Genomic DNA, 13,411 nt, shown 5'->3' with positions numbered 1-13,411 from the left:
GGATCAGAAGTCCATGCCACCGCCCATGCCGGCAGCGGCGGCGTCGGCGCCCGCGGCGGCCTTCTCCGGCTTGTCGGCGATGACGGCCTCGGTGGTGAGGAAGAGCGCCGCGATGGAGGCGGCGTTCTGCAGCGCCGAGCGCGTCACCTTGGCCGGGTCGATGATGCCCTCGGCGATCAGGTCGACGTAATCGCCGGTCGCGGCGTTCAGGCCGTGGCCCGGGGTCAGGTTGCGCACCTTCTCCACCACGACGCCGCCCTCGAGACCGGCGTTGACGGCGATCTGCTTGAGCGGGGCCTCCAGAGCCAGGCGGACGGCCTGGGCACCGGTGGCCTCGTCGCCGTCGAGCTCCAGCTTCTCGAAGACCTGGCTCGCCTGGATGAGAGCGACGCCACCACCGGCGACGATGCCCTCCTCGACAGCGGCCTTGGCGTTGCGCACCGCGTCCTCGATGCGGTGCTTGCGCTCCTTCAGCTCGACCTCGGTGGCCGCGCCGGCCTTGATGACGGCGACGCCGCCGGCCAGCTTGGCGAGGCGCTCCTGGAGCTTCTCGCGGTCGTAGTCGGAGTCCGACTGCTCGATCTCGGCGCGGATCTGGTTGACCCGGCCCGCGACCTGGTCGCTGTCGCCGGCACCGTCGACGATCGTGGTCTCGTCCTTGGTGATGACGACCTTGCGGGCGCGGCCGAGCAGGTCCAGGCCGGCGTTCTCCAGCTTGAGGCCGACCTCCTCGGAGATGACAGTGCCACCGGTGAGGATGGCGATGTCACCGAGCATGGCCTTGCGGCGGTCGCCGAAGCCCGGGGCCTTGACGGCAACGGACTTGAAGGTGCCACGGATCTTGTTGACGACGAGGGTGGACAGGGCCTCGCCCTCGACGTCCTCGGCGATGATCAGCAGCGGCTTGCCGGACTGCATGACCTTCTCCAACAGCGGGAGCAGGTCCTTCACCGCAGAGACCTTGGAGTTGACGATCAGGATGTACGGGTCGTCGAGGACGGCCTCCATACGCTCCATGTCGGTCGCGAAGTACGCGGAGATGTAGCCCTTGTCGAAGCGCATGCCCTCGGTGAGCTCGAGCTCCAGGCCGAAGGTCTGCGACTCCTCGACGGTGATGACGCCTTCCTTGCCGACCTTGTCCATCGCCTCGGCGATGAGCTCACCGATCTGGGTGTCGGCGGCGGAGATGGAGGCCGTCGAAGCGATCTGCTCCTTGGTCTCCACGTCCTTGGCCTGCTCCAGCAGGGCAGCGGAGACGGCCTCGACGGCACGCTCGATGCCGCGCTTGAGGGCCATCGGGTTGGCACCGGCGGCGACGTTGCGCAGGCCCTCACGGACCAGCGCCTGGGCGAGGACGGTCGCGGTCGTCGTACCGTCACCGGCGACGTCGTCCGTCTTCTTGGCGACCTCCTTGACCAGCTCGGCGCCGATCTTCTCGTACGGGTCCTCGAGCTCGATCTCCTTGGCGATGGAAACACCATCGTTGGTGATCGTGGGGGCGCCCCACTTCTTCTCGAGGACGACGTTGCGGCCCTTCGGGCCGAGGGTCACCTTGACGGCGTCGGCGAGCTGGTTCATCCCGCGCTCGAGGCCGCGCCGCGCCTCCTCGTCGAACGCGATGATCTTGGCCATGTGAAGTGGTCCTCCCGGACGGGGTGGCTAGCTCCGGACCGCGCTGGCGCCCGCGACGGACGGCCTGCCGGCCGCCGGTTCCTTCCCGGCGGTCGGACGGGCCTCACCGACCCGGTCCTTCTGTCACTCTCAACGTCAGAGTGCTAACGCCAATGATTAGCACTCTCACCCTTCGAGTGCAAGCGTCCGAAGGGCGTCCGCTGAGGGTGGTGGTGGGCGACGGGCGGGAGCAAGCGCGTCCGACCGACCGGATACGCGCGAGGGGCCCGCACCCCGTGCCGGGTGCGGGCCCCTCGGAAGAGGTCTCGTGGCGTGGTGCGTCGGAGGTCAGCCGGCCGCTGCGATCCGGACCATGTCGGCCTGGGGCCCCTTCTGGCCCTGCGAGATCTCGAACTCGACCCGCTGGCCTTCCTCGAGGGTGCGGTAGCCGTCCATCTGGATCGCGCTGTAGTGCACGAAGACGTCCGCACCACCGTCGACCGCGATGAAGCCGTATCCCTTCTCCGCGTTGAACCACTTGACGGTGCCCTGAGCCATCCCTAACTCCCCTATTACTGGCCCTGTTGCACGGACCCGCACTCCGCGGACCCGGGTCATGACTTTCACCCCCCGGTCAGGGGGCGTGCGCCGGAACGCGTCGACCGCGGCTGAATGTATCTGCACGGACGCCCTGTGCAACAGGTCAATCGGACGAGAATTCTTGGCACGGCCGATCGGTAATTACCGGGTAAACACTCAGAATTCAGGTCATCCCGGGCCGGGCATAGCGGACCAACACGACAAATAACGCCCAAATTTTGAGCACAACTTGTCGTGTTCTTCACGCGCCCTCGGCACATCCACCGCGACCGGGACACGGCAGGCCCCGCACCGAGGGGGTGACCCAAGATGGTGCGGCGTGACCAGAAATGACCGGATGAGGGGTTTGAGCGGTCTTCCGGTGGTCCAGAGCAGCGCGACTGAAACATGGACCACCAATGCGAGTGTCACTCTACCGCGCCTGGAGGCATGCCAATGCCCCGTCCGCCGCAATGGCAAACGGGGCATTGGGAAATGGCGTGAACTCGCTGAGGTGTTGCGCCGAGATGTCGCTCAGACGCCCACCCGTCGCCCGGCCGCCACCCCGGCAGGACGGGGCTACGCCCCGGCCCCTCCTGCAACGGCCGGGATGATCGACACGCCCGCGCCGTCCGGCGTCGGGGTCTGCAGGCCCTCGAAGAAGCGCACGTCGTCGTCGTTGACGTAGACGTTCACGAAGCGGCGCAGCTTGCCCGTGTCGTCGAGCACGCGGGCCGCGATGCCCGGGTGGTTCTTCTCCAGCGACTCGATCACCTCGGAGAGCGTGCCGCCCTCGGCCGGAACCTCGGCCTGTCCGCCGGTATAGGTGCGAAGGATGGTCGGGATGCGGACGGAGACGCTCATGCGAGACCTGCCTCTCGGAACGAGTCAAGGGTGGGACGGATGATCGCGGACGGGCGCGTCGTCGGCGCGACCGCGTCCAGGGTCTTCAGGCCGTCACCGGTGTTGATGGCGACGGTCTCGGCGGCGGGGTCGAGCTGCCCGGTCTCGACGAGCTTCTTCAGCACGCCGATGGTCACTCCGCCCGCCGTCTCGGCGAAGATGCCCTCGGTGCGCGCGAGCAGCTTGATGGCGTCGACCACCTGGTCATCGTTGACGTCCTCGACCGCGCCGCCGGTGCGGCGTGCGATATCGAGCACGTACGGGCCGTCAGCCGGGTTGCCGATCGCCAGTGACTTGGCGATGGTGTTCGGCTTCTGCGGGCGTACGACGTCGTGGCCGGCCTTGAAGGCGGTGGAGACCGGCGAGCAGCCCTCCGCCTGCGCACCGTAGATCTTGTACGGCTTCTCCTCCACCAGACCGAGCTTGATCAGCTCCTGCAGCCCCTTGTCGATCTTGGTGAGCTGGGAGCCAGAGGCGATCGGGATGATGATGTTGTCCGGGAGGCGCCAGCCGAGTTGCTCGCAGATCTCGTACGCGAGCGTCTTGGAGCCCTCGCCGTAGTACGGGCGCAGGTTGACGTTGGTGAAGCCCCAGCCCTCGCCGATCGGGTCGCCGATCAGCTCGCTGCAGAACCGGTTCACGTCGTCGTAGTTGCCCTCGATCCCGACCACGTCCTGGCCGTAGACCGCGGCCATGACGACCTTCCCGTCCTCCAGGTCGTGCGGGATGAAGACGCACGAGCGGAAGCCCGCCCGTACCGCGGCAGCGCCGACCGCGCCCGCCAGGTTGCCCGTGGAGGAGCAGGAGAGCGTGGTCAGGCCGAAGTTGCGGGCGGCCTCGACGGCGATCGCGACGACGCGGTCCTTGAAGGAGTGCGTCGGGTTGCCGGAGTCGTCCTTGACGTGAAGGCCGCCGGTGATGCCGAGCTCGCGGGCGAGCCGGTCGGCCTTGACCAGCTTGGTGAAGCCGGGGTTCAGATTCGGCTTGCTCGCCACGTCGGCGGGGACGGGCAGCAGCGGCGCATAACGCCAGATGTTGTGGGGTCCGGCCTCGATCCGCTTGCGCAGACCCTCTGCGTCCTCGGCGGCACCACTGGAAAACTCGTACGCCACCTCCAGCGGCCCGAAACACACCGCGCACGCGAAGACCGGGCCGAGCGGCACGCGCTCACCGCACTCACGGCAGGAGAGGGCGACGGCGGGCCCGAAATCGGGGGACGTGGTGGTGGCGGATGCGACGGTTTCAACAGCCATGTGGCGAGGCCTCTCTCCTCATCTTCCCCACGGCGCGTTTCGCCGCAGGACGGAATTGGCACCTTCCCCACCGTGGCCTCGTCGGAAAGATCGTGGCCGGTAGAAGGGTTGCCGGGACGTCAACGGGCCGTTCCCTCAGTCCCTCTGGATGAGCTCTATGGCCTGGGCTCGCACCCAGGAATTTGTTACACGCAGCGGACCCCCTGGCATGCGGTGGTCACGCGCGTTGTTCAAGACTGTAACCGAAGCCCCGGACACTTGACGTAGTCGTCCGAACCGCGAGACAAGGGGAGACGCGCACGTGCTTGACGAGGTGGAGCGCTGGCTTGAGCGACGGTCCTTCTCCGCCGCCGACCGATCGCTCGACCTGCTGCTTGCCGCAAAACGTGCGGCGGGGCCTGCGGGCACCGTCAGCGTAGTGCTCCCGGCGCTGAACGAGGAGGCCACGGTCGGCGCGATCGTCGAGGAGATCCGGCGCGAGCTGATGAGCGAGGCGGTGCCGCTCGTCGACGAGCTGGTGGTGCTCGACTCCGGCTCGACCGACCGCACCGGTGAGGTCGCGGCATGTGCCGGCGCGCACGTGGTGCACCGCGACGCCGTACTCCCGCGCATCCCCGCCCTGCCGGGCAAGGGCGAGGTGCTGTGGCGGTCACTGCTGGTCACCAGCGGTGAGATCGTCTGCTTCGTCGACGCCGACCTGCGCGACTTCGATGCCAGCTTCGTATACGGCACGGTCGGCCCGCTGCTGACCGATCCCGGCATCGCCCTGGTGAAGGCGATGTACGACCGGCCGCTGGAGACCGGCGGGGCGGTTGTCCCGGCGGGCGGCGGGCGGGTCACCGAGCTCGTCGCGCGGCCGCTGCTGAATCTGCACTGGCCGCAGCTGGCGGGGTTCGTACAGCCGCTCGGCGGGGAGTACGCGGGCCGACGCTCGCTGCTGGAACGGCTGCCGTTCCCGGTCGGGTACGGGGTGGAGCTCGGCATGCTCGTAGACGCGCTGAACACGGTGGGGCTCGACGCGCTCGCGCAGGTGGACGTGGGGGTGCGCCACCACCGCCACCAGGATGGTCAAGCGCTCGGGCGGATGGCCGCGACGATCTACCGCACCGCCCAGGTGCGGCTGGCCAGGGCGCACCTGGTACGGCCGGTGCTCACGCAGTTCGACCGCGGGACGGAGGGCGGTTTCGAGCCACGCGTCCACGACGTGGCGGCCGAGGAGCGCCCGCCGATGATCACGATCCCGGAGTACACGGCGGAGCCGCGCCACGGACTGGGGCACGCGGCGCAACCGCGCCGCGGGCTGGTGTCGTAACGGTGCCGGGTGCGCGTGCGGGCAGTGCCAAGATCACGCAACCGGACGATCACGCCGATGGGGGCCGCTACCCTGGCCACATGGCCACAACCGCCCCTGCCCAGGTCCTGGTCGCGTCGAACCGAGGCCCCGTGTCGTACACCCGCTCCGAGGACGGGACGCTCACGGCGAAGCGGGGCGGCGGGGGGCTCGTCTCCGGGCTGAGCGCCATCGGTCCCGACGCGGGCGCCGTCTGGGTGTGCGCGGCGCTGTCGGACGTGGACCGCGAGGCGGCCCACGGGCACACCCGGCTCGCCCCCGAGGACACCGGCGGGCAGCAGGTGCGCATGCTCGACATCGACGCGGCCACCTTCGCGGACGCATACAACGGCATCGCCAACTCGACGCTGTGGTTCGTGCACCACCTCCTCTACCAGACGCCGTTGGAGCCCGTCTTCGACGAGGGGTTCCGCTCCCAGTGGGCGGCATACGAGGCCTACAACTCCGCCTTCGCCGACGCCCTCGCCGAGGAGGCGGCGCAGGGCGCGGCCGTCCTCGTCCAGGACTACCACCTGACACTGACACCCCGGCTGCTGCGCGAACGCCGTCCCGATCTGCGGATCGGCCACTTCTCGCACACCCCGTGGGCCCCGCCGGACTACTACCGGCTGCTTCCCGACGACGTCGCCGCCGAGGTCCTCCGCGGCATCCTCGGTGCGGACCGTGCCGCGTTCCTGACGCACCGCTGGGCGCGCGCCTTCGCCGACTGCTGCGCCGAGCTCCTCGGCGCCGAAGTCACCCATGAGGGTGAGGAGTTGACCGTCACGCACGAGGGCAGGTCCACCCGCATCGGGGTGCACGGCCTCGGCGCCGACGGCGAGTTCCTGCGCGAGCGCTCGCACCGCCCGGACGTGGACGAGCGCCTCGCGGACCTTCGCGAACAGATCGGCGACGGCCGCAAGGTGATCGTGCGCGTGGACCGCACCGAGCTGTCGAAGAACATCGTGCGCGGGCTGATCGCCTACCGGCGGCTGCTGCGCACGCACCCGGAGTGGCACGGCCGCGTCGTCCACGTCGCATTCGCCTACCCCTCGCGCCACGATCTCGCGGTGTACCGGGAGTACACCGCCGAGGTGCAGCGGCTCGCCGAGGAGATCAACTCCGAGTTCGGGCGCGGCGAGTGGCGGCCGCTGATCCTGCACGTCAAGGACGATTTCGCGCGCTCCCTCGCCGCCTACCGGCTGGCGGACGTCGCCCTCGTCAACCCGATCAGGGACGGCATGAACCTGGTCGCCAAGGAGATCCCGGTCGTCTCGGACGACGGGTGCGCGCTGGTGCTCTCGCGCGAGGCGGGTGCGTACGCGGAACTCGGCGGCGACGCGATCGTGGTCAACCCGTACGACACCGAGGAGACGGCGCGCGCGCTCCACGAGGCGCTCACCATGAGCACCGGCGAACGCGCCGTCCGCACCAAGCGCCTCGCCGCCGCCGCTACGGCGCTCCCTCCGCAGCGCTGGTTCCTCGCCCAGCTCGAAGCGCTCTAACTCAACGGCTCAACGCCTCCGCAAGGGAGTCGAGCAGTTCGACGACGCCGGCAGGGCCGTCGACGACCAGGTCGGCGCGGGCGGCGAGCCCCGTCACCTCGGTGCTGCCGCTGCACACCAGGACTCCGGGCACGCCCTGTGCGCGGAGCCGGTCGACGGCGTCGAAGGCGGCGAGGTCCCCCAGGTCGTCGCCGGCGTAGAGCACGGCGGCAGCGCCCGTCCGGCGCACGTAGTCGGCGAGCGCGACGCCCTTGTCCATGCCGGGCGGCCGCACTTCGAGCACCATGCGTCCGGGCTCGACGATCAGGCCGTGGCGTGAGGCGAGTTCGGCGAGCGGGCCGCGCAGCACCTCCAACGCCCCCTGCGGGTCCTCGGTGCGGCGGGTGTGGACGGCGACGGCGCGCCCGCCCTTCTCCTCGATGTGCGCGTTCGCCACGCCGAGGCGTTCGAGCAGCGCGGGGAGGGCGGCGCGGACGGCGGCGACGCCCGGGTCCGGCTCCGGTGCGTGCAGCTCGCCGGTGGCGGCGTCCCAGCGCTCGACGCCGTAGTGTCCGAGCACCACGAGGTGCTCCAGGCCCGGTACGCCGGCGAAGCCTCCGTACCGTACGGCGAGTGCGGCCGGACGCCCGGTGATCACCGCGACCGAGCGGATCCGCGGTGCGAGCCGCGAGAGCGCCGGCACCGCACCGGGATGGGCGCGGGCCTTGTCGGGGTCGTCGACGATGGGAGCGAGCGTCCCGTCGAAGTCGAGGGCGACGACCGCCCGGCCGGGCGCGGCGAGCAGGGCGTCGAGTCCGGCCTTGCCCTCGGAGGTCGCGGGGGTGGGAAGGGAGTGGCTGCCCATGTCCCGAACCCTATCGATGGGCGCGCCGCCGGTCGCGCGCGCGGCGCAGGCGGTTGACGGTCACGGGGTCGTGCGCGAGCGCCCGCGGGTCGTCGAGCAGTGCGCCCAGCAGCTGGTGGTAGCGCGTGGGCGAGATCCCCAGCTGCTCCCGTATCGCACGGTCCATCGCCGCCCGGGCCGGCCACTGGCGCGCGGCAAGCGCGAGCACGGCGCGGTCGCGGTCGGAGAGCGGCTCAAGCGCGGGCTCGGGCGCGGGCTCGGGCTCGGGTTTGTGCTCGGCCACACTCACAACCTACCCGGTGGCTACTTGGCGGCCGCGGCGCTGTCCGCTGCCTCCGCCGTCCGCTGCAGGCTCGACAGCACACCGCTGGGGTCCTGTGTGACGGCCTTGCCGATGACCTGCTTGAGGGTGGCGTTGACCGGACCCCATGAGGTCTTGCTGTCGGGGTAGAAGGTCGCGGTCGGCAGCTCCGCGATGAACGGTGCGAGGTCCTTGCGCGACGGGTCGGCTTCCATGACGTCGGAGGCCGAGACGGTCACCGGCAGCAGGTTGTACTCGTCGAGGAACTTCAGCTGGTTCTGCTCGCTGTAGACGAAGTCGAGGAATGTGCCGATCTGCTTGGCGTGACCGCGCTTCTTGAAGGCCATCATCCAGTCGGCGACGCCGAGCGTGGAGCCGAGCGGCCCGTTCTGGCCGGGGATCTTGGCGATGCCGTAGTCGATGTGGCCCTGCTTGGCCTGGTCGATCAGGGTCGGGTGACCGTTGAGCATGCCGACCTGGCCCTGGCTGAAGCCGTTGAACACGGTCTGCCGGTTGGTGTCGGCGGGGTTGCCGCCGGTCAGCCCGGTGTCCACGAGGTTGTTCTTGAGCCAGGTGAAGGTCTGGACGTTCTGCGGCGAGTCGATGGTGTAGGAGCTGACGTCGTCGACGTAGTTCCCGCCGCCGCCGAGCATCCATATCAGCGTCTCGGCGGCCGGCTCCTCGGGGCCGAACGGCAGCCCGAAGGGCACCTTCACGCCTGCGGCCTTGAGCTTGACGGCGTCGGCCTTCAGCTCGTCCCAGGTGGTCGGCGGCTTGGCGGTGCCGTCGGGGTTCACGATCCCGGCCTTCTGGAAGAGCGTCTTGTTGTAGAAGAACATCCGCGAGCTGGACACCCACGGCATTCCGTACTGAGTCCTGTTGACCTGTCCCGCGGTGGCCATCGAGTTGATGAAGTCCGCCTCGGTGGGGATGGAGAGCAGGTTGTCGGCGCTGTAGAGGTCGCCCCGCGCGGCGTAGTCGGCGTACGCACCGGCCTGCGCGATGTCGGGTGCGTCGCGGCTCTTGACCATCTCGGCGAGCTTCTTGTCGACGACGTTCCAGCTGTAGACCTTGACGTCGACCTTGATGCCGGGGTTCTTCTGCTCGAACTGGCTGACGATGTCGTCCCAGTACTTCTGGGAGGTGTTGGCGGGGCCGTCGCCGTAGTCCGCCGCGATCATGGTGAGGGTGGTGGAGCCTCCCACTCCGGAGCCGGTGCCACATGCCGTGAGCGTCAGTGCGGCCGCCAGGCCCCCTGCCGCGAGCCCCAGGATTCTCCGCCGATTCACTTGTCAACCGCCTTCTTCACTGTCCCCGGATGTCCCCCGCATCCCCGTCTGGTCCGGAGGGCCCGCCCATGTGAGCCTCCGGTGTGCGGAGGCGCCCAGTCTCCTCGCAATCCCTGCGTAAGGTCTACTCCACTGTCTGTATCGCACCGATTGTTCCGCCCGTCGCCCACGTCACCCTCAGTCGAGCCGCTTCGCGGCAAGGCACCGCGCCTATGCCGTCTTCGCCACGTCGGCACACCGTTCGACGCAAGTGGACTAGACCTGTCGTGGCGGAAGGCGCCAGACTGTTCCCGTGAGACACGTCATCGCCCTCGATGTGGGCGGCACCGGGATGAAGGCCGCGCTGGTCGGCGCGGACGGCGCCCTGCTGCACGAGGCACGCCGTCCGACCGGCCGCGAGCGCGGCCCCGACGCCGTGATCGCCTCCGTCCTCGACTTCGCCGCAGACCTGCGCGACCTCGGCATACGGGAGCACGGCAACCCGGCCGAGGCGGCCGGCGTCGCCGTGCCCGGGGTCGTCGACGACGCCAAGGGCATCGCCGTGTACTCGTCCAACATCGGCTGGCGTGACGTGCCCATGCGCGACCTGCTCGCCGAGCGGCTCGGCGGCGTACCCGTCGCCCTCGGGCACGACCTGCGCTGCGGCGGGCTCGCCGAGGGACGGCTGGGCGCCGGGCGCGGCCAGGACCGCTTCCTCTTCCTCGCGCTCGGCACCGGCATCGCCGCCGCGATCGGCATCGAGGGCCGGATCGAGGCCGGGGCGCATGGCTGTGCCGGCGAGATCGGCCACATCGTGGTGCGGCCGGGCGGCCGCCCGTGCCCCTGCGGCCAGACCGGATGCCTGGAGACCGAGGCGTCCGCGACGGCCGTGGCCCGCGCCTGGGCCGAGGCGAGCGGCGACGCGCAGGCCACTGCGGCGCAGTGCGCGGGGGCCGTGGAGGCGGGCGACCCGAAGGCCGCCGCCGTGTGGCAGGCCGCCGTCGACGCCCTCGCCGACGGCCTCGTCACCGGCATCACCCTGCTCGACCCGCGGGTCCTGATCCTCGGCGGCGGCCTCGCCGAGGCGGGGGACACGCTCCTCGTACCGCTGCGGGCAGCGGTCGACAAGCGCCTCACCTTCCAGACGCTCCCCCTGATCTCTCCGGCGGCCCTCGGGGACGCTGCCGGCTGCCTGGGCGCGGGGCTGCTCGCCTGGGACCGACTCTCCGTGGAGGTAACCGCCTGATGGCCGCATCCGACCCGCCGACGGAGTTGGCTGATGTCACGACCCGGCGCGAGGTTCTCGCCGGAGCCCGGTTGGTGCTCCCATCCGGCGTCGCACGGGAACGCCTGACGGTCGAAGGCGACCGCATCGCCTCGAACGTGCCGGAGGAGCACGCGACGCTCGACCTGGCGGGCCATTGGATCGTGCCGGGCTTCGTCGACATCCACGTGCACGGTGGCGGAGGCGCGTCGTTCTCCGCCGGGTCGGCCGAGGAGGCGCTGACGGTCGCCGCCACCCACCGCGCCCACGGCACCACCACGATGCTCGCGTCGACCGTCACCGACGACCTCGACGACCTCGCCCGCCAGGCAGGCGTCCTCTCCGAGCTCGTCGAGCAGGGGGAGCTCGCGGGCATCCACTTCGAGGGCCCGTTCATCTCCCCGCACCGCTGCGGCGCGCACCAGCCCTCGCTGCTGCGCGACCCTTACCCGGCCGACGTACGCAAGCTGCTCGACGCGGCCCGCGGCGCCGCGCGCATGATGACGCTCGCCCCCGAACTCCCCGGCGGCCTGGAATCGGTGCGGCTGCTCGCCGACGCCGGGGTGATCGCCGCCGTCGGGCACACCGACGCCGCCTACGAGGCGACGATCGACGCGATCGACGCCGGTGCGACCGTGGCCACCCACCTGTTCAACGCGATGCCCCCGCTCGGGCACCGCGCCCCTGGCCCGGTCGCCGCGCTGCTGGAGGACGAGCGCGTCACCGTCGAGCTGATCAACGACGGCACGCACCTGCACCCGGCCGTCCTCGAGCTCGCCTTCGCGACCGCGGGTCCAGGCCGTGTCGCGTTCATCACCGACGCCATGGGCGCGGCAGGGATGGACGACGGGCTCTACCCGCTCGGCCCGATGCAGGTCGAGGTGAAGGACGGCGTCGCACGCCTCGTCGACGGCGGTTCGATCGCCGGGTCCACCCTCACCCTGGACGTCGCGTTCCGGCGCGCCATCACGGTCGACGGGCTGCCGGTCGAGCACGTCGTCGAGGCGGTCTCCGCGGGCCCGGCGAAGCTGCTCGGCCTCTACGACCGGATCGGCTCCCTGGAACCGGGCAAGGACGCCGACCTGGTGGTGCTCGACGAGGACTTCTCTCTCACGGGCGTCATGCGCAAGGGCGAGTGGCTGGTGCGGCCGACGGACGATTAGTGCAGGCGGCCTCCGGGCTCTGGGCCCACCGTAGATCTTTTGGCATGATCTCTCGCGAATCGCTCCCGAGAGGTGGTCAGCCAGTGATCCTGACGGTCACTCTCAACGCCGCTCTCGACATCACCTACCACGTGCCGCGACTGCAGCCGCACACCACGCACCGGGTGGGCGAGGTCGTCGAGCGGCCCGGCGGCAAGGGCCTGAACGTCGCGCGCGTACTGGCGGCGCTCGGCCACGACACGGTCGCCACCGGCCTCGTCGGCGGCCGCACCGGCGAGGCGCTGCGCGCCCATCTGGCGGCCGCCGCGCCCGGCGTCGTCGACGCGCTCGTCCCCGTCGGCGGGGAGACGCGCCGCACGATCGCCGTCGTGGACGGCGAGTCCGGCGACGCGACGATGTTCAACGAGCCGGGCCCGACGGTCTCCGCGCAGGAGTGGGCGCACTTCCAGGACGCCTACCGCGAGTTGCTCATCGACGCGCACGTGGTCGCGCTGTGCGGGAGCCTGCCGCCGGGGCTCCCGGTGGGCAGCTACGCGGAGTTGGTGCGCACCGCGCGGTCGGCCGGTGTTCACGTGCTGCTCGACACCAGCGGGGAGCCGCTGCGGCGCGGCATCGCCGCCCGCCCGGACGTGATCAAGCCCAACGCGGAGGAGCTGGCGCGACTCACGGGGCTCACCGAGCCGTTGCGTGCCGCGCACGAGGCCCGGCGCCGCGGCGCCTACGCGGTCGTCGCATCGAACGGCCCGCAGGGGCTGCTCGCGGTCACCGACGAGGGCACGTGGCGGGCGGCTCCGCCCGCACGATTCGAGGGCAACCCGACGGGGGCCGGCGACGCGGCCGTGGCCGGCCTGCTCTCCGCCCTCGTCGAAGGGCTCCCGTGGCCGGAACGCCTCGCCCGCGCGGCGGCCCTGTCCGCGGCAACGGTACTGGCGCCTGCGGCGGGCGAGTTCGACGGCGCCGCGTACGAGCGTCTGCTCCCGCAGATCGACACCCTCCCGTGACCGGTCTGGTCACGTGCGCCTTGGCAGCGCCGTCGGCCCGCCGACGTGATTGGTCTGGTCACGTGTCTGGGGTCGCGTTGCGCCGTGGCGTTGTTGGGGGGGTCGGTGCCGCTGTGGGGTGCCTCCTCGGCGCTCGAACGTCACGTGACCTGCTTGTGTGCCGCGCGGTTGTTCTCGTCGCCTGCGGGGGCACCCCTGCGCGTCCCCTCCTATGCCGTCGGGCGGCTGCGGGCCGGTGGCACCTTCCGCCGACACCTCTGTGCGCGGGGGCCGCATGAGAAGGAACCCTCTCGTGCTGCCGGTGGCAGGCGCGGAGCCGGCCTGGGAGGGGGTGCGCAGGCGACGAGAACGATTCCACGGTCAGTGTGCGTACGAGGTGACGTTCGAGC

Annotated in this window: 12 protein-coding genes and 1 riboswitch; of the genes, 5 read left to right on the top strand and 7 right to left on the bottom strand. The window is 70.8% G+C overall.

Features of this window, described 5'->3' with window-relative positions:
* Positions 1–3 precede the first annotated feature (3 nt).
* From groL to thrC, 4 genes are all read right to left on the bottom strand, one after another.
* Positions 4–1,632, bottom strand: a complete 1,629-nt coding sequence (groL, locus tag NGB36_RS32285; RefSeq protein ID WP_255924200.1) for a chaperonin GroEL — start codon at positions 1,630–1,632, stop codon at positions 4–6.
* 327 nt (positions 1,633–1,959) lie between these two features.
* Positions 1,960–2,169: a cold-shock protein gene (locus NGB36_RS32280; protein ID WP_255924199.1), complete on the bottom strand. Its 210-nt coding sequence runs from the start codon at positions 2,167–2,169 to the stop codon at positions 1,960–1,962.
* Between the two features lie 600 nt (positions 2,170–2,769).
* Positions 2,770–3,054: a MoaD/ThiS family protein gene (locus NGB36_RS32275; RefSeq protein ID WP_255924198.1), complete on the bottom strand. Its 285-nt coding sequence runs from the start codon at positions 3,052–3,054 to the stop codon at positions 2,770–2,772.
* Positions 3,051–4,346: a threonine synthase gene (thrC, locus tag NGB36_RS32270; RefSeq protein ID WP_255924197.1), complete on the bottom strand. Its 1,296-nt coding sequence runs from the start codon at positions 4,344–4,346 to the stop codon at positions 3,051–3,053. Before thrC ends, NGB36_RS32275 begins: the two co-directional genes overlap by 4 nt.
* Before the next feature lie 15 nt (positions 4,347–4,361).
* Positions 4,362–4,501: riboswitch (SAM riboswitch) on the bottom strand.
* Between the two features lie 146 nt (positions 4,502–4,647).
* On the opposite strand from thrC, the gene NGB36_RS32265 reads away from it, so the two are divergent.
* Both NGB36_RS32265 and NGB36_RS32260 read left to right on the top strand, forming a co-directional pair.
* Complete coding sequence (locus NGB36_RS32265) at positions 4,648–5,658, top strand: glucosyl-3-phosphoglycerate synthase (RefSeq protein ID WP_255924196.1); 1,011 nt, start codon at positions 4,648–4,650, stop codon at positions 5,656–5,658.
* Positions 5,659–5,738: 80 nt separating this feature from the next.
* Positions 5,739–7,181 (top strand): alpha,alpha-trehalose-phosphate synthase (UDP-forming), encoded by a 1,443-nt coding sequence (locus NGB36_RS32260; RefSeq protein WP_255924195.1) that lies wholly within the window; start codon positions 5,739–5,741, stop codon positions 7,179–7,181.
* A 1-nt stretch (position 7,182) separates the two neighbouring features.
* On the opposite strand, the gene otsB is transcribed toward NGB36_RS32260, so the two are convergent.
* From otsB to NGB36_RS32245, 3 genes are read right to left on the bottom strand one after another with little or no spacing between them, the layout of a single operon-like run.
* On the bottom strand, positions 7,183–8,025 hold the full coding sequence (gene otsB, locus NGB36_RS32255) for a trehalose-phosphatase (RefSeq protein ID WP_255924193.1): 843 nt from the start codon (positions 8,023–8,025) through the stop codon (positions 7,183–7,185).
* A gap of 10 nt (positions 8,026–8,035) precedes the next feature.
* Positions 8,036–8,314 (bottom strand): DUF3263 domain-containing protein, encoded by a 279-nt coding sequence (locus tag NGB36_RS32250; protein WP_372509586.1) that lies wholly within the window; start codon positions 8,312–8,314, stop codon positions 8,036–8,038.
* A 14-nt stretch (positions 8,315–8,328) separates the two neighbouring features.
* Entirely contained in the window at positions 8,329–9,615 is a 1,287-nt protein-coding gene (locus NGB36_RS32245) for an ABC transporter substrate-binding protein (protein ID WP_255924189.1), read from the bottom strand.
* 292 nt (positions 9,616–9,907) lie between these two features.
* Between NGB36_RS32245 and NGB36_RS32240 the strand changes: the two genes are divergently transcribed.
* From NGB36_RS32240 to NGB36_RS32230, 3 genes are all read left to right on the top strand, one after another.
* Positions 9,908–10,840 (top strand): ROK family protein, encoded by a 933-nt coding sequence (locus tag NGB36_RS32240; RefSeq protein WP_255924187.1) that lies wholly within the window; start codon positions 9,908–9,910, stop codon positions 10,838–10,840.
* Positions 10,840–12,021 carry an N-acetylglucosamine-6-phosphate deacetylase gene (gene nagA, locus NGB36_RS32235; protein ID WP_255924185.1) on the top strand — a complete coding sequence of 394 codons (1,182 nt, stop codon included), beginning with the start codon at positions 10,840–10,842 and terminating at the stop codon, positions 12,019–12,021. The genes NGB36_RS32240 and nagA overlap by 1 nt, the downstream gene beginning before the upstream one ends.
* Positions 12,022–12,104: 83 nt before the next feature.
* Positions 12,105–13,022: a 1-phosphofructokinase family hexose kinase gene (locus NGB36_RS32230; RefSeq protein WP_255924183.1), complete on the top strand. Its 918-nt coding sequence runs from the start codon at positions 12,105–12,107 to the stop codon at positions 13,020–13,022.
* Positions 13,023–13,411 lie beyond the last annotated feature (389 nt).

The sequence above is a fragment of the Streptomyces humicola genome (assembly GCF_024436035.1).
GTDB lineage: Bacteria > Actinomycetota > Actinomycetes > Streptomycetales > Streptomycetaceae > Streptantibioticus_B > Streptantibioticus_B humicola.
This window is presented reverse-complemented; position numbering and strand designations above follow the sequence as displayed.